Below are 15315 nucleotides of genomic sequence, written 5' to 3' on the forward strand. Positions count from 1 at the left end.
GAACAGATCATGCCAAACACGAAGAACCCATCCGTGCTCCATGAGTCTTCCTAAGGAAGTCGAGCTAGCACTGAAATATGAGGTCGCCTACCTTCGGAATCACGAGTATCGACGGAGATCACTTGAAAACCCGCAGACTCCAAATAGGTAACCAATCCCGCTTCCGACCAGTAGAAGGCCTCTGTGATCGCATGGTTAAACGAAACGCCCTGCTGCCCTAGGAACGCCCCGATAAGGAGAGTTCCTTTCGGTTTGAGGACCCTAGAAAACTCTCTTAAAGCTGCGCGGCGTTCTTTTGGTGTCATATGGATGAGTGAATACCAAGCAAGGATCCCGTCGAATCTAGAAGCTTCGAACGGCATATCCAAAAGGTTACCTGTCTCGAAGGTGGCTAGAGGAAATCGCTGGCGTGCCGAGTCAACAAATTCTGGAACTATATCGAGACCCGTGACGTCACAGCCCAAACTACGCAGGAGTTCAGTCCAATGACCTGGCCCTGAGCCAGCATCAAGCAAAGGACCATGAATATTCATCCCCCAATCAGTTATAAGGTTAACGTCTAGTGGATCCATGCTGTCAACATCACCTAGCGCCGCAACGTATTCGAAAGCACGCTCTGCATATGACTGCCGCACCCGCACTTTATCTCCCATCATTTCTTGTTGGCTGGGTATTCAATGGAGACCTAGCATACAACGCTGCGACTAGGTAAATCGGCGACAACAAAGAGCTCCAATGGTAAAAATCTATCGTGCCCCATAGCGATCGAGCAGAAAGAATAGGGTGTTGTTGCAAAGTTGGGGGGGAGGGCAGCGTAGACTCAGTTTCTCATTCCCTGATCGCCGCTGCGTGTGGGCGTTGTTAGGCCGTCTCGAAGACCCGGTTGACGATCACCGCGTCCGGGTTCGATTGCCCGTAGGCAAACATCGCGCCTTACCCTTTCCGCAATGAGTGCATCACCTCCATCCCTTATCAACGTCCGATATGCAGATGTCCGGTTCTTAAACGCGCCTTTCGGCCCGAGGATCCGCTTCAGCCGACCATGGTCGCCTTCCAGGATGTTGTTGAGGTATTTCACCTGCCGGTGTTGCACTGTTGGCGGGCAGATTCCCTCTGACTTCAACTCGGCGATTGCCCTGGCTAGGGAGGGTGCTTTATCGGTGTTGATCACTCTGGGATACCCGGCTGACGCATTGGATTTGAGGGCCTTGGCAGGAAACGCTTCGCTGCGGCCACGTTTCGCTTCGGAGAGAGGTAAAAGTCCAGGGTCTGGCCACCGGCGGTAATCGCCCGATAGAGGTAGCACCACCTGCCGCCGACCCGGATATAGGTCTCATCCACCCGCCAGGAACTGGCCTGCCAGTCAGGTACCTGCCGGTACCACCGTGTTTGCTTGTCCAGCTCAGGGGCGTATTTCTGGACCCAGCGGTAGATCGTGGTGTGATCGACTGGCACGCCCCGCTGAAGTCATCATTTCCTCCAGATCGCGGTAGCTCACCCCGTAGCGGCAGTACCACCGCACTGCCCACAGAATGATGTCACGGGGGAAATGACGACCAGAGAAGATACCCATGGCTGTGATTAGTTCACGTCGCTCTTCCTACTGCCCCAACTTTGCAACAACACCGCGGCGACCATGCGCAGCACGCCGGGGTTGCGCAGCGGCGCAAGACGCTCGCCGAGAGTGCCGGGCTTCGCTCCGGGCAGGCGGGGCATCGTCGTCAGCGCGATGATCGCGGCCAGGGCGGCGACGATCGCGATGAGCACGAACGTAGCGCGCCAGCCCCACGCGCCGGCGAGCCAGGTACCCACCGGCACGCCGGTGAACAGGGCGACCGTGAGCTCTGCGGTGACCACGGACAGGTAGGTGCCCTGATTGCCCTCGGGCGCGCCCTCGGCCGCGGCGGCGAACGCGGTGGTCGAGACCGCTGCAGCCGATAAGCCCGCGACGATCCGCAGGATGAAGAGCGTGGTCAGGTCGGGTGCGATCGCGCAGCCGAGGTTCGCCAGCACGAACACGCTCAGCCCGCCGAACAGGACGAGCCGGCGCGGGTAGCGATCCAACCAGACCGCGAGCACCGGAGCGCCCAGGGCGAACGCGAAGGCAAAGCCGGTCACGAGCTGGCCGGCCGCGCCGGGGGTGACGTCGAGGTCGGTGGCGACGGTGTTGAGCACACCGGCGATCACGAACTCGTCGGTGCCGAGCGAGAGCGTGGCGATGAACAGGGCGGTAAGCCACAGGGAACTGCGGAGCATGGGCACCTCCGGTCGAGTCGAAGCATGGTGATGTTCTATGTTTCACGAACATCGAACACGTTAGCAGATCGTTCGATAGGCGGCGAACAAGGTAGGATCGAGGCATGCCCCCGACCGACCATGCGGACACCAAGCACCCGGCCACCGCGGACCTCTCGCTCACGCGAGTGCTCTCCGCGCTGTCCGATCCGCTACGCCTCGGCATCGTCCGCCTGCTCTCCGACGGGCAAGAGCGGCAGTGGGGCGAACTGGATGCCCCCGTGTCGAAGTCGACGCTGAGCCACCACATGAAAACGCTGCGCAGCGCGGGCATCACCCGCACCCGCGACGAGGGCACCCGCTGCTACGTCCATCTGCGCGCCGACGACCTCGAAGAACGCTTCCCCGGACTCCTGGCATCCGTCCTGAGTTCGGCGGACGAGGACGCCGCACCCGTCGGGCTCAAGTAGTCCGACCCGCTCGACCAAGTGTCATAAGCGACACAGCGCTACATGGAGACGAGAACGCCGTTGGGATGCGAAAATAGCTACGTCTGTTTGATGGTCCAGGAGATCGACGGGCCTGCCGATTGGAGATGTGATCTGATCAGATCAGCAGATCAGACACAATCTACTGTTTCAGTTGCATGGGGCGGTCGAAGAGGTTGTCTTCTGCCTCGTGCTTGTGTTGCGAGGGTGAGTGTGGCGAGAACGGCGAAGGCTGCTCCGATCCACATGGCTGCGGAGGGATCGTCACCGGCTCGGCCGATGGTGAGCGCGCCGATTGCTGATCCCAGGGCGACGCCCATGGTAATGACGGAGGTGTGCACCGTGCTGACCATGTTCCCGGTTCCTCCGATTTCGGCGACGCGGGCGACCATGGCGGGGTTCATCGGCACTCCGGCGACGCCTACGATGAGCACCATGGCCAGCACGAGCGGCTGTGCGTTGCTGAAGGCTCCAAGGAGCGCGAGTGAGATGAATAGCAGTGTGTGTCCGATGCGCAGGATGCCGATGGCGTGCTGGTCGGCGAACTTGCCGACGATGAGGTTGCCGATGAAGGACACGATCCCGTAGGCGAGCAGGATCAGGGTCGTCGTATTCGTCGCGAAGCCGGCGTTCTGTTCCAGCAGCGGGGTGAAGTAGGAGAAGCCGGCAAAGGCTGCGCCGATGGTCAGCAGGCTGACCAGGTATCTGGACCAGAGTTTCGGCGAGCGCAGCTTGCGCAGGTCCTGTGCGGCGGCTTCCTGGGTGGCGGCTTCACGGGCGGGCAGGGTGAGCAGGCTGATGAGGAACACGGCGAAGGCCGCGATGCCTAGGATGTAGAAGCTGGACTGCCAGCCCCAGCGGGCCGCGAGGAAGTGCGACAGCGGCAGGCCGATGACGGTTCCGATCATGATGCCGCCGAGCACGATGGACACTGCTTCGCCGATCTTCTCCGGACTCGGGGCCAGTCGGGCGCTGTAGGACACGGCGATGCCATAGGCGGCGCCGGAGAGGCATCCGGTCAGGACGCGAAGCAGTGCCAGCCACCAGAACTCGTGGATCAGCGGGACCAGGACCTCCAGCGCGGCATAGGTTCCGATGACGATCAACAGCGAGGCTTTGGGTGGGCGATGCCGCAGGAGGTACACCAGCAGCGGGCCTCCGAGCGCCATGCCGAGCGCGTACAAAGTGACCACCGTCCCGACCTGGCCGGTCGAGACGCCCAGGTCTGCGGCGATCTGCGGCATCATCCCCGCGGTCTGGAACTCGCTCATGACCACCACCATGATCGTGAGCATCAGTACGTACAGGTATTTCTTCATTGCTCGGTCTCCAATGTGGATTCTCTAGTACAAAATAAAGGTGCAGGTGAGCCCGACAGCTCACGGATTTCTCAGTAGTGGCGTATCAAGGTGTCAGGGCACTGAGGCCGAGTGCGACGATCCGCCGCAGTTCCTCGGGTGCGGAGCCGGCCTGTGCCATGACGCGAATCCCTGAGATCAGGGTGACGACCAGCAGTGCGGTGTCCCGAGCGTCCAGGTCCGGCCGGAGGCTGCCGTCGAACCTGCCGGCCCTGACGGCGTGCTCCAGCATCGCGAGCTGGCGTCCCAGTGCACGGTCGAGGATGCGGGCGACGCGCGGGTCCTGACTGCCGCGGTCCGGCGTCATGCGTGTCGTCACGACCATGCACCCGGCCGCGTGCCCTTCAGTGGACGCCTCGTACTCCTCGGCGATCATGAGATTCAGAACGCCGCTCACGCGTGCGAAGCCATCCAGTTCGGCATCGGCGAGCACCGCCTCCTGACTCTCACCAGTGACCTCGACATAGCGCTCCAGTGCTCGAACGAACAGCTCATCCTTGGAGTCGAAGGCGTTGTACAGGCTGCTCCGCCGCACCCCGGCCGCCGCGCACAACTGCTCAGTCGACGTGTCCGCGAATCCACGCACCCTGAACTGCGCGGCCGCGGCATCCAGCACTGTCGCCTCGTCAAACGTTCGTGGTCTACCCATGTCCGCGATGCTAGCAGTTTATGGACTATGGAGTACAAAACAAACACAGGCCGCGACCGACGCAGCGTCGACTGGTGCAGCCGTTGTTGAATGGGCTGCCCGCATGACGCGCACCTGGCTCGTATGGGTGCCGTTGCAAAGTTGGGGGGGAGGGCAGCGTAGACTCAGTTTCTCATTCCCTGATCGCCGCTGCGTGTGGGCGTTGTTAGGCCGTCTCGAAGACCCGGTTGACGATCACCGCGTCCGGGTTCGATTGCCCGTAGGCAAACATCGCGCCTTACCCTTTCCGCAATGAGTGCATCACCTCCATCCCTTATCAACGTCCGATATGCAGATGTCCGGTTCTTAAACGCGCCTTTCGGCCCGAGGATCCGCTTCAGCCGACCATGGTCGCCTTCCAGGATGTTGTTGAGGTATTTCACCTGCCGGTGTTGCACTGTTGGCGGGCAGATTCCCTCTGACTTCAACTCGGCGATTGCCCTGGCTAGGGAGGGTGCTTTATCGGTGTTGATCACTCTGGGATACCCGGCTGACGCATTGGATTTGAGGGCCTTGGCAGGAAACGCTTCGCTGCGGCCACGTTTCGCTTCGGAGAGAGGTAAAAGTCCAGGGTCTGGCCACCGGCGGTAATCGCCCGATAGAGGTAGCACCACCTGCCGCCGACCCGGATATAGGTCTCATCCACCCGCCAGGAACTGGCCTGCCAGTCAGGTACCTGCCGGTACCACCGTGTTTGCTTGTCCAGCTCAGGGGCGTATTTCTGGACCCAGCGGTAGATCGTGGTGTGATCGACTGGCACGCCCCGCTGAAGTCATCATTTCCTCCAGATCGCGGTAGCTCACCCCGTAGCGGCAGTACTACCGCACTGCCCACAGAATGATGTCACGGGGGAAATGACGACCAGAGAAGATACCCATGGCTGTGATTAGTTCACGTCGCTCTTCCTACTGCCCCAACTTTGCAACAGCACCACGGGGTCTATCAACCAGGTTAAGGATTGTTAGTTCGTCTGCGAACTATGGTCGAGCTGCCGGAAGATCACTCCTTCGCGCAGCGCCCACGGGCACATGTGCAGCACATCGATCTCTAGCTTGCGCATCGTCGCTTCCGCCACAAGTGCACCGGCAACCACCTGGTGAGAGCGCTCGGCACTTACTCCCTCCAACTCCGCGCGATCGGCGGCGGTCATGCGGGATATAAAGGCAATCAACTGGCGCAGACCAGCCTGAGTCAGCCTGCGCTTGACCCGCGGGCCTGCAGAAGAAGGCGCGGCACCTGTGAGTCGCGCCAACATTCTGAAGGTCTTAGACGTACCCACCGCCAAGTCAATATCACCGGAATCCAACAGCTTCTCCACCGGATCATTCAGCTCTTCATCGATGAATTCCTTCAGCGCAGCGATCTTCTTTTTCGACGGCGGATCAGTATCGAACCACTCACGAGTCAACCGCCCAGCGCCCAGGTTCACGCTGCAGGCGACATCCGGATCCTCGTTCATTCCGATAGACATTTCCAGCGATCCACCGCCAATATCCAGATCGCAAATCCGTCCCGCCGACCAGCCGTACCAACGTCGCACCGCCAGGAACGTCAGCCTCGCTTCATCATCCCCCGAAAGAATCCGCAGGCGCACCCCGGTTTCCTTCTCCACTTTGTCCAACACCTTGTCGGAGTTTTCCGCTGAACGGATTGCGGAGGTGGCAAAAGGCAGCATTTCCTCACAGCGGAACTGCTCGGACATCTCCTTCGCCAATGCCACACCGTTGAGGAGCTTTTCCTGCCCTTTGTGGTTAATGGCTCCCTTGTCATCCAGGTACTCCACCAAGCGCATGGGTGTTTTCCAATTGCTCATGGGGGTCGGCGGTCCGCCGCGCTGTGCATCGACGACCACCAGATGAACTGTATTGCTACCTACGTCAAGCACACCTAATCGCACGCCTCCCAGCCTAATGCGTCTACGGTGGAACTCGTGAATGAAACGTCTATGGAAAGCGAATCTGCAACCCCCTCGACGGTCCAGCCAGAAGGCCTCAACAACGATCTGGCTACCGGCTACCCGGAGGGAACCCCTGCCGATCTTTCCATCCGAGCCGGCCGCGAAATGCCCGCTGACCACGCACGCGAATGGCTGGAATTCATCGACCCCGCCGATTCAGAACACATTATTCAGGTGGATCTCACCTGGTTGCTGTCCACGTACCGTTGCCGGTTTGGCACCGAAGCGTGTTTAGGTATTGACGCCGAGAATCCGGACGTCGGCTGCTGCACTCACGGAGCATTTCTCACGGATGAAGACGACCGTGCGACCCTGCGAAATGTCGCGGAAAAGCTCACCGCGGAAGATTGGCAGAACCGTCCCGCTGAAATGGAAGAATGGGAGGCGACTGGGCGTCATAAAAAACACAGCGACTACAGCAACGACAACGAGAACACAGACGAAATCGAGCCATGGCTCGAATGGGACGAGCTTGAAAACGACGAGGGCGAGATGGAACCCGCCCTCAAGACGGTAACCACGAACGGTGCGTGCATTTTCGCTAACCGCGAGGGCTTCCCGGCAGGTCAGGGGTGTGCATTGCATGCCTGGGCGCTGCGCAACGACGTGGAACTGACTGCAGCAAAGCCCGAGGTGTGCTGGCAGGTGCCACTGCGGCGACTCGAGGACTGGGAAACGCGGCCCGACGGGGTGGAGATGCTGCGTACGACCGTCACTGAATACAACCGGCGCGGGTGGGGCGACGGCGGCGAGGACTTCGATTGGTACTGCTCCTCGGATCCGAACTGCCACGCGGGTAGCGAGGCGCTATGGCGCACCGGACGCGAGGAGCTGACAGAGCTCATCGGTGCAGAAGCCTATGAAGTCGTCGCGGCTCACTGCGCGGAACGTGAGAAGCTGGCGCAGATCTCACCGAGCGGATTCCCACTGCTATCGATCCACCCGGCGACGGCGGAGGCACGGCGGCGCGGGCTCTAAGCCTCGAACTTGTAGCCCAAGCCGCGGACGGTCACCAGAATCTCTGGGCGCGAGGGGTTGCGCTCGATCTTGGAGCGCAACCGCTTGATGTGGACATCCAAGGTCTTGGTGTCGCCGACATAATCGGCGCCCCAGACACGATCGATCAACTGGCCACGGGTGAGCACGCGCCCGCTGTTGCGCATGAGGTATTCGAGCAGGTCGAATTCCTTGAGCGGCATCGGAACCTTCTGGCCGTCAACGGTGACAATGTGGCGCTCAACGTCCATCATCACGCGATCTTCCTGCAGTACTAGACCATCCTCGGCTGGAGTCTCAACCTCGATTTCGCCACCGCGGCGCAGCACCGCGCGGATGCGGGCGATCAGCTCGCGGGCGAAATAAGGTTTGGTCACATAGTCATCGGCGCCGAGTTCCAAGCCAACGACCTTGTCGATTTCGCTGTCGCGAGCGGTGACCATAATTACCGGAACACTGGAGGTCTGGCGCAGCTGTCGGCAGACTTCCGTGCCGGACATGCCGGGCAGCATTAAATCCAAAAGGATGATGTCGATGTCCTCAGCTGCGAAGGTGTCTAACGCAGTCGGGCCATCCGGGGCCATGAAGACTTCGAAACCTTCTTTCTTCAGAAGGAACGCTAGGGGTTCCGCCAAAGACTCTTCGTCTTCGACAATCAAAACGCTCGTCACAGCTGCCGAATACCTTTCAAAAGAATATTTTCAAGCTACCGCCCCCTATGCTAACGTCCGCGCAGGATTTAGGCTGTAGCAACCCCAAATACACGTAATTCATCGGGGAATTACCTGACGATAACCGGGCGGCTACCCTTCACGGCCGCGTTCTTCATCCCCCGTGGCCTTCTTGTTACTTGTAACTTCTGTATTCCCTGCAGCCTTCGCATCGTCCAGCCGCCGCTTATCGGGAATCACCGGAATCTCACCACTGGGCAAGTTCTTCGCGTTGCCCTCCTCGAATCGCGGCAGCTCCAGAGTGAAGGTTGAGCCAGTTCCGAGGCGGGACCACAAAGACACGCTGCCCCCGTGGTTGGCCATGACGTGCTTTACGATTGCAAGCCCCAGGCCTGTGCCTCCCGTGTTGCGGGACCGTGCCTTATCCACTCGGAAGAACCGCTCAAAGACGCGCTTTTGATCATCCTGCGAAATGCCAATACCCCGATCGGTGACTCGGATAATTACCATGTCGTTTTGCACATCGCGGGAGATGGAAACGGGTGATCCTTCGAGCGAGTAGTTGATTGCGTTGGTCAGCAAGTTGGAGACACTGGTAACCAAGAGTCCCTTATCACCCTTCACCATCACGCCGGACCGCGAATCCTTCACAATCTCGATGTTTCGCGCCTCCGCTGCGAGTCGGCAGCGATCGATCGCATCTTCAATGACCTTATCGATGCTCAAGACCTCCAGATCCGGCAGCGATTCGGCACCCTGCAACTTAGACAAGCTGATCAGCTCAGTGATCATCTGATTCATGCGGCGTACCTCAACGATCAATTTCGAGCCGAAGTACTCAACCGCTTCCTCATCGTCACGCACCGACATAAGAGTCTCCACCAGCAAAGAGATCGCCCCTACCGGGGTTTTCAACTCATGGGAGACATTGGCCACGAAATCGCGGCGTGCGGATTCCATGCGCACTGTTTCAGAGTCATCTGCGGCGTACACCACCGCAAAACGATCATCCGCTAACGAGAGCAGCTGTACCTGACCGGCTACCGCAATAACGGGACGGTTACTGCGGCGCGGCGGCGGCAGAAAGTTCAATTGCCGCGGCTCCTGGTCGGCAAAGACTCGCTCCACCATCTTCCACGCCTCGGCATTGAGGTTTCGCTCATGCACCAGCCCGAGCTCGTGGGCTCGGGGATTCGACAGCACCACGTTGCGCTTACGGTCCACCACCGCCACTGCATCGGGTGCGGATTGAATGGTGAAGTGGAGGACCTGGGCGACGGTAGAAACACGGTTGCCCTCGAGCTCCTTTTGGGTGCGGGTATTGCGTTGAGCCTGCACTCGTTTGCGGTATACCCACATGCCGAATGCGCCGAGGCATACGCCGAACACCAGCCCCAGAAGAACCCCGAGGGCAAGCCCAGAGGTAAGGAAATCCAAGACTATTACTTAGCCTGACCCTGTGCGGCAACGGCAGCAGCGCCAGCTGCTGCCGCTTCCGGATCCAGGTAGTCGCCACCCTTGTTGAGAACCTGACCATTCGCGTCAATGCGGTACACCAGCGGAATGCCGGTCGGGATATTCAGGGCCGCAATGTCCTCATCGGAGATGTTGTCCAGGTGCTTAACCAGCGCGCGCAGAGAGTTACCGTGTGCGGCCACCAGTACGGTCTCGCCGTTCTTCACCCGTGGCTCAATCTCTTCCTGGTAGTAGGGGATGAAGCGCTTGACGACATCCAGCAGGCACTCCGTGGCCGGAACCTCTGGCAGGTCGGCGTAACGCGGATCGTTGGTCTGTGCGTACTCGTTGTCAGCGTCGATAGCTGGTGGCGGGGTGTCGTAAGAACGGCGCCATGCCATGAACTGATCTTCGCCGTACTTGTCTTTAGTCTCAGCCTTGTTCAGACCCTGCAGTGCGCCGTAGTGGCGCTCGTTCAGGCGCCAGTCGCGAACAACGGGGATCCAGTGACGATCCGCCGCGTCGAGGGCGATGTTTGCGGTGGTAATAGCGCGACGCAGCAGGGAGGTGTACAGAATGGACGGAGCCAGGCCGGCTTCCTTGATCAACTCGCCGCCGCGAACCGCCTCTTCGCGCCCCTTTTCGGTCAGCGCTACATCCACCCAGCCGGTGAACTGGTTGGAGGCGTTCCATTCACTCTGGCCGTGACGCAGCAGAATCAGATTTCCGTGGGAATTATTTTGCTCGCTCATACTCTCAATTCTGCCATGCTGCGCGCCTGCGCGCCCCGGATACGGCGGTACCGTGGCTATTCTCCCGATTCTGTGTCTGTTTCTTCGCCTTCGCCGTCACCGGCTAGATCCGGGACGCTCGGGCTCTTTGCTTCGGACGCCAACTTGGAGCCCGGTGGCGGAGCCAACAACTGAACCTCTTGTTCGGAGGGCTTGAGGTGTGCAAATGCAGCGAGGTTCATCGTGGGTTCGCCGCGCGACAGGCGCCATGCCCACTCGTGGCGGATGGAGGACGCAAAACCGCGTTCCAAAATGCGGTTGAAGTCCGCATCCGCCCTCTCCAGCACTTGGCCGAGGATCTGTTGAATTTCCTCACTACTTGTATTGTCCGAAAACTGGCCGACCAGATAAATGTCGTTGTTTCGATCCAGCGTGTAGTGCACTCCATAGCAGCGACGGTTGGCGTGCAGCAGAAGCTTGTAGACCTCTTCCTGGCCTTCTTCAACGGCGCGGCAGACGAAAGCCTCCACGCGGAACATGCCATCCTGCGGGATGAAGATGCAATTCGTCTTCAGGCGCTTTTCCCCCGGCAGCACAACTACAACATTGCCATCGTTACCGGCCGGTCCTTCGGGGACGGTGTATTCAACTTCCGCCTCGTCCAGAAGTTCACAAATTCTTGAGCGATCCATACGCCCCAAACTACATTTCCCCTTGCCCCGGCGCAGGTAGCTTCAGTCTTTATCCAAGGAAGCTACTCCCCGCGCTGGGAAAGCGCGCTCCACTTCCACCAGAACCAAGCAGCAAAAGCACTTAGCAGAACGGGAACCCAGGTCATTGCATAGTCATGTGTCATGGCAGCAACGACCAATGTAAGCAATGCGATGATCGACATGACCACCGCTTTGAGTCGTTCAATTTTCAGGCGATCCATTACCGAAAAACTCCTGATTCAAGGTCTCCAACTACCTCTCCACGGTAACAACGAAACTATTATCTCAGCAAGACTAAAAACTGCGAATTTTCCTTAAGAAAAGGTAAAGCAATAACGTTACTGAAACCATTAACTGAACGATACGCACCGCGGTAATCACGGGTAAATCTGCATGGAACGCCAGGTACGAAAAACTTACTAGGCACACGCCCGCGTAGAGCGTCAAAATCAACCCAGCCTGCTCGCGCCGGTTCCGCAACTCCCTATACAGGTATACGGCAGAGAAACCCCAGGTAAGAGCGACCACAGTACGGAGGATTAGTGCTCCAAGGATCACGCCGTTTCGAATCTCTGGATCATCCATCCCTTCAAATGAGGAGGAGTGAGACGCAACAAAAGCATCTGCATAGCGGTGAAAGAATAGCCAACTACATAACAACGCAATAGTCGACAGTGATAATAGGATCGATACGAACCACAATCCAATGCGCGCCAAGTCGAGCGATTCCTCATTTTCCCCGTAAACATTTCCAGGCATTCTTATTTATCTCCTAGATAGCTTTGAGAAAGTGTAATGAAACTATTCTTCCAATCCTTTTATGGAGATTAGCAGTTATCCAGAGATGAGGTTTGTCTGGATGCTTGGCTTCTACCCGGCAGGCTGGCGCTCCCCACGGTGCCCCGCCGGCGGCAACTCTTCGTACAGGTCGTACAAAGCTTCCGCAGTTGCCCGCCAGGAGAATTTCGCAGCATGACTGGGGGCATACTCCCCCATAGCGATGCGCAAGTCATCATCCATCACGAGTCTGCCCAAAGCATCCGCCCAGGCCTCCGTATCGTGCCCTTCCACCAAAAGGCCCGATTTCTCATCGTCCACTGCGATCGGCAAACCGCCCGTCCGAGTGGCAACGACCGGTGTGCCGCACGCCTGCGCCTCCAGCGCCACAAGACCGAAGGATTCGTTGTAGCTGGGCACCGCCACAATGTCGGCTGCCTGGTAAACGCCCACCAGTTCCTCGGGCGGGCGCGGCGCCAAGAAACGCACGAACCGACTAATCCCCAGCTCTTGGGCCAGCAGCTGCAGCCTTTCCAGTTCGTTGCCGCCTGCCCCAGAAGAACCACCACAAATTACCACCGCCAACTGCTGTTCCGGATGCCGGCGGCGCAGCTCCGCCACCGCCCGCAGCAGCACCTGTGGGCCTTTCAATCGCTGCAGCCGACCGACAAAACCAATCACCTTCGCACGGAAGGGAATACCTAGATCGCGGCGCGAACGCTCAGTCGCACGATCCGATCCAGGCGTAAACCGGTTGACATCTGCGCCAGGCGGGACGACTTTAATAGCGCACGTTGTGGCGTCGTAGCCCTCAATAAGATCCTGCACCTCCTGGTCCGTGTTGACGATCAACAAGTCCGCATTGTCCACAATCTGTTGCTCGCAGATGCGGCGCGATTCCGGCTCGCGCGAATCACCATCGGCCAAGGAGTTGTTCTTCACGGCCGCTAGCGTGTGGGCGGTATGCACCCAAGGGATTTGCCACAAATCGCGCAGCAGCCATCCGACCTGACCAGACAGCCAATAATGCGAGTGGATCAAGTCGTAGGTGACCCCCTCTTCGCGACAAAAAGCCAGGATCGACCCAGTAAACGCCGCCAGCTGCGTAGGCAGCTCCTCCTTCGACAACCCCTCGTAGGGGCCAGCCACGCAGTTAATCACCCGCAACCCCGGCCGAACATTGACCACTTCGCCCTGCAGTGGACGTGTGGCACGAGTAAATACATCGACGGTGACGCCCATACGTTCCAACTGCTCAGCGGCATTTTTGACGTATACGTTCATTCCGCCGGCATCCCCCGTACCAGGCTGCTCGAGGGGTGAGGTGTGCATGGAGATCATTGCGACGCGCATACCGCCCCAGCTTAGACAGATTAGGGCGGAGCTGGGGAGCGAGGTGGCGTCAATAAAATTTGCTTAATTCGGCCAAAGAAAGAGAAGAAGTTAGTTAGCCTTCCAAAGTAACGTGCATCACGTTAAAGACTGTTTCTTTAAGACCAAAGGGATCTACATGACTGACACCGAGCGCCCAGAGGGAACGGCCTGGAAGGACAAGCCCTACCTGAAGTACTACGCGGAGTGGACCCCGCACAGCCTGGAGTACACGGATGACACCATGGCTAAGCTTCTCGACCGCACCGTCGCCGAACACTCGAGCGCCGACATTTTGGATTTCTTCAGCCAAACCATGACCTACGCCGAATTCCTGAAGCAGGTAAAGAGCGTTGCCGCCGGCTTGCGCGAGCTGGGAGTTCGTTCGGGCGACCGTGTAGCGGTGGCGCTACCGAACTGCCCGCAGCACCTGCTGACAATTTTCGCCGCGCACAAGCTCGGTGCCGTCGTGGCAGAACACAACCCGTTGTACACCGCACGCGAGCTGGAAGGTCCGTGCAAGGACCATGCCGCGAAGGTCGCGGTAGTATGGGACAAGATCGCCCCGCTATTCCAGGAGCTTTCGCGTACCACGCCGATCGAAAAGGTCGTCAGCGTGAACATGATCGATGCCATGCCGCTAGTTAAGCGCCTGGCACTGAAACTGCCGATCAAGTCGCTGAAGGAAAAGCGTGAACAGCTGCACGCGGAGGCGCCGGGCACCATTCCTTTCTCTGAGCTGCAGAGCCCCAAGATGGGCGGCGACGGTGCCGATATTCAGAACTGCCCGGATACGAACCAGGACTCCCCTGCGTTCATCCTGTTCACCTCCGGCACAACCGGTAAGCCAAAGGGCGCACAGCTAACGCACGGCAACGTCATGTCCAATGTTGTCCAGGGGCGTTCTTGGATCAGTGGCATCGGCGAACGCGGCCAGGAAAAATTCCTCGCCGCCCTGCCACTGTTCCACATCTACGGACTGACGCTCACCGCTGCACTGGCTGTGTCCACCGGCGGAAAACTTCTGCTGCTGCCGAAGCCGGAGATCCCACTGATCGTGGACCAGCTGAAGCGCGAGGTTCCCACCTACATGCCAGGTGTGCCGACCCTGTATGACAAGATTCTGACGGCCGCCAAGGAGCACAACCTCGACCTGAGCGGCATCGCCAACGCGTTGTCCGGAGCCGCTCCCCTGCCAGTACACACCACCATGGAGTGGGAGAAGCAGACTGGCGGAAAGATCGTCGAAGGTTACGGTCTGACCGAGTCCGGACCGATCCTTGTGGCGAACCCCGTCACTCCGGAGCGTCGCGCAGGCTACATTGGCATCCCATTCCCGGATACTGAATTGCGCGTGGCTGACCCGGAGGACTTCAGCAAGACCGTGCCCGACGGCGAGGCCGGCGAGCTGCTGGCTCGCGGCCGCCAGGTGTTCAACGGGTACATCAACATCCCAGACGAGGATCAGCCTTTCCACGAGGACTGGTTCTGCACCGGCGACATGGCCGTAATGGAGCCGGATGGATTCATCAAGATCGTCTCGCGCATTAAGGAAATGATCATCACCGGCGGGTTCAACGTCTACCCAGCCGAGGTTGAAGAATTCCTCGAAGAGCACGAGCAGATCCAGAACGCCGGCGTGGTTGGTCTGCCACAGGACGACGGCTCCGAGGAAGTCGTCGCAGCGGTTGTCCTGGCGGATGGTGTCAGCGAGGCCGACTTCGACAAGGAAGCTGTGCGTGAGTGGGCTCGCGAGGGACTGACCCGCTACAAGGTGCCGCGCCGCTTCTTTGTGATCGATGAGATGCCGACCGATCTGATCGGCAAAATCCGGCGCCGCGAAGTAAAGGATCTAATTCTGACGATGCTGTAGTG

15 protein-coding genes and 2 pseudogenes are annotated in these 15315 nt (G+C 59.1%); 3 read left to right on the forward strand and 14 right to left on the reverse strand.

Annotated features, from left to right (window positions below; genetic code table 11):
* Nucleotides 1-50: 50 nt before the first annotated feature.
* The 3 genes and pseudogenes from AC06DS_RS02045 to AC06DS_RS02055 form a co-directional block, all read right to left on the reverse strand.
* Nucleotides 51-656: a class I SAM-dependent methyltransferase gene (locus tag AC06DS_RS02045; protein WP_477100860.1), complete on the reverse strand. Its 606-nt coding sequence runs from the start codon at nucleotides 654-656 to the stop codon at nucleotides 51-53.
* Nucleotides 657-861: 205 nt separating this feature from the next.
* A pseudogene (locus tag AC06DS_RS02050) lies at nucleotides 862-1573 on the reverse strand (IS6 family transposase).
* A gap of 8 nt (nucleotides 1574-1581) precedes the next feature.
* Nucleotides 1582-2256: an MFS transporter gene (locus tag AC06DS_RS02055; protein ID WP_477100861.1), complete on the reverse strand. Its 675-nt coding sequence runs from the start codon at nucleotides 2254-2256 to the stop codon at nucleotides 1582-1584.
* A gap of 104 nt (nucleotides 2257-2360) precedes the next feature.
* Between AC06DS_RS02055 and AC06DS_RS02060 the strand changes: the two genes are divergently transcribed.
* The gene (locus tag AC06DS_RS02060) at nucleotides 2361-2705 is read left to right on the forward strand and encodes an ArsR/SmtB family transcription factor (RefSeq protein WP_055090314.1); all 345 of its coding nucleotides are present in this window, start codon (nucleotides 2361-2363) and stop codon (nucleotides 2703-2705) included.
* A 149-nt stretch (nucleotides 2706-2854) separates the two neighbouring features.
* On the opposite strand, the gene AC06DS_RS02065 is transcribed toward AC06DS_RS02060, so the two are convergent.
* The 4 genes and pseudogenes from AC06DS_RS02065 to AC06DS_RS02080 all read right to left on the reverse strand — a co-directional run bounded on the left by AC06DS_RS02065 (nucleotide 2855) and on the right by AC06DS_RS02080 (nucleotide 6666).
* Nucleotides 2855-4042 (reverse strand): MFS transporter, encoded by a 1188-nt coding sequence (locus AC06DS_RS02065; protein WP_477100862.1) that lies wholly within the window; start codon nucleotides 4040-4042, stop codon nucleotides 2855-2857.
* A gap of 85 nt (nucleotides 4043-4127) precedes the next feature.
* Nucleotides 4128-4730: a TetR/AcrR family transcriptional regulator gene (locus tag AC06DS_RS02070; protein WP_042529878.1), complete on the reverse strand. Its 603-nt coding sequence runs from the start codon at nucleotides 4728-4730 to the stop codon at nucleotides 4128-4130.
* 205 nt (nucleotides 4731-4935) lie between these two features.
* Nucleotides 4936-5647, reverse strand: a pseudogene (locus tag AC06DS_RS02075) (IS6 family transposase).
* An 83-nt stretch (nucleotides 5648-5730) separates the two neighbouring features.
* Nucleotides 5731-6666 (reverse strand): Ppx/GppA family phosphatase, encoded by a 936-nt coding sequence (locus AC06DS_RS02080; RefSeq protein WP_477100863.1) that lies wholly within the window; start codon nucleotides 6664-6666, stop codon nucleotides 5731-5733.
* Between the two features lie 165 nt (nucleotides 6667-6831).
* Between AC06DS_RS02080 and AC06DS_RS02085 the strand changes: the two genes are divergently transcribed.
* The gene (locus tag AC06DS_RS02085) at nucleotides 6832-7704 is read left to right on the forward strand and encodes a DUF3109 family protein (protein ID WP_477101215.1); all 873 of its coding nucleotides are present in this window, start codon (nucleotides 6832-6834) and stop codon (nucleotides 7702-7704) included.
* Here AC06DS_RS02085 and AC06DS_RS02090 read toward each other — a convergent pair.
* The 7 genes from AC06DS_RS02090 to mshA all read right to left on the reverse strand — a co-directional run bounded on the left by AC06DS_RS02090 (nucleotide 7701) and on the right by mshA (nucleotide 13422).
* Nucleotides 7701-8393, reverse strand: coding sequence for a response regulator transcription factor (locus AC06DS_RS02090; RefSeq protein ID WP_293790818.1), 693 nt, complete (start codon nucleotides 8391-8393; stop codon nucleotides 7701-7703). The two genes, AC06DS_RS02085 and AC06DS_RS02090, sit on opposite strands and share 4 nt — an antisense overlap.
* A gap of 132 nt (nucleotides 8394-8525) precedes the next feature.
* The gene (locus tag AC06DS_RS02095) at nucleotides 8526-9830 is read right to left on the reverse strand and encodes a sensor histidine kinase (RefSeq protein ID WP_477100864.1); all 1305 of its coding nucleotides are present in this window, start codon (nucleotides 9828-9830) and stop codon (nucleotides 8526-8528) included.
* Between the two features lie 5 nt (nucleotides 9831-9835).
* On the reverse strand, nucleotides 9836-10600 hold the full coding sequence (locus AC06DS_RS02100; RefSeq protein ID WP_293790820.1) for a phosphoglyceromutase: 765 nt from the start codon (nucleotides 10598-10600) through the stop codon (nucleotides 9836-9838).
* A gap of 56 nt (nucleotides 10601-10656) precedes the next feature.
* The gene (locus AC06DS_RS02105; RefSeq protein WP_448307797.1) at nucleotides 10657-11271 is read right to left on the reverse strand and encodes a type III secretion system chaperone family protein; all 615 of its coding nucleotides are present in this window, start codon (nucleotides 11269-11271) and stop codon (nucleotides 10657-10659) included.
* Between the two features lie 62 nt (nucleotides 11272-11333).
* Complete coding sequence (locus AC06DS_RS02110; protein ID WP_293790822.1) at nucleotides 11334-11513, reverse strand: hypothetical protein; 180 nt, start codon at nucleotides 11511-11513, stop codon at nucleotides 11334-11336.
* A gap of 73 nt (nucleotides 11514-11586) precedes the next feature.
* Nucleotides 11587-12051, reverse strand: coding sequence for a hypothetical protein (locus AC06DS_RS02115; RefSeq protein ID WP_477100865.1), 465 nt, complete (start codon nucleotides 12049-12051; stop codon nucleotides 11587-11589).
* Nucleotides 12052-12162: 111 nt separating this feature from the next.
* A complete protein-coding gene (gene mshA, locus AC06DS_RS02120; RefSeq protein ID WP_477100866.1) occupies nucleotides 12163-13422 on the reverse strand; it encodes a D-inositol-3-phosphate glycosyltransferase in 1260 nt (419 codons plus the stop codon).
* A gap of 157 nt (nucleotides 13423-13579) precedes the next feature.
* Here mshA and AC06DS_RS02125 point away from each other — a divergent pair, with 157 nt between their 5' ends.
* On the forward strand, nucleotides 13580-15313 hold the full coding sequence (locus AC06DS_RS02125) for a long-chain-fatty-acid--CoA ligase (RefSeq protein WP_477100867.1): 1734 nt from the start codon (nucleotides 13580-13582) through the stop codon (nucleotides 15311-15313).
* Nucleotides 15314-15315 lie beyond the last annotated feature (2 nt).

This window comes from Corynebacterium sp. TUM25015 (assembly GCF_056393505.1).

Excerpts from the sequence above, each read along its gene's own strand:
- AC06DS_RS02100 (WP_293790820.1), bottom strand. The coding sequence starts at position 10,600 with ATGAGCGAGCAAAATAATTCCCACGGAAATCTGATTCTGCTGCGTCAC.
- mshA (WP_477100866.1), bottom strand. The coding sequence starts at position 13,422 with ATGCGCGTCGCAATGATCTCCATGCACACCTCACCCCTCGAGCAGCCT.
- AC06DS_RS02055 (WP_477100861.1), bottom strand. The coding sequence starts at position 2,256 with ATGCTCCGCAGTTCCCTGTGGCTTACCGCCCTGTTCATCGCCACGCTC.
- AC06DS_RS02045 (WP_477100860.1), bottom strand. The coding sequence starts at position 656 with ATGATGGGAGATAAAGTGCGGGTGCGGCAGTCATATGCAGAGCGTGCT.
- AC06DS_RS02070 (WP_042529878.1), bottom strand. The coding sequence starts at position 4,730 with ATGGGTAGACCACGAACGTTTGACGAGGCGACAGTGCTGGATGCCGCG.
- AC06DS_RS02110 (WP_293790822.1), bottom strand. The coding sequence starts at position 11,513 with ATGGATCGCCTGAAAATTGAACGACTCAAAGCGGTGGTCATGTCGATC.
- AC06DS_RS02125 (WP_477100867.1), top strand. The coding sequence starts at position 13,580 with ATGACTGACACCGAGCGCCCAGAGGGAACGGCCTGGAAGGACAAGCCC.
- AC06DS_RS02115 (WP_477100865.1), bottom strand. The coding sequence starts at position 12,051 with ATGCCTGGAAATGTTTACGGGGAAAATGAGGAATCGCTCGACTTGGCG.
- AC06DS_RS02065 (WP_477100862.1), bottom strand. The coding sequence starts at position 4,042 with ATGAAGAAATACCTGTACGTACTGATGCTCACGATCATGGTGGTGGTC.
- AC06DS_RS02085 (WP_477101215.1), top strand. The coding sequence starts at position 6,832 with ATGCCCGCTGACCACGCACGCGAATGGCTGGAATTCATCGACCCCGCC.
- AC06DS_RS02105 (WP_448307797.1), bottom strand. The coding sequence starts at position 11,271 with ATGGATCGCTCAAGAATTTGTGAACTTCTGGACGAGGCGGAAGTTGAA.
- AC06DS_RS02060 (WP_055090314.1), top strand. The coding sequence starts at position 2,361 with ATGCCCCCGACCGACCATGCGGACACCAAGCACCCGGCCACCGCGGAC.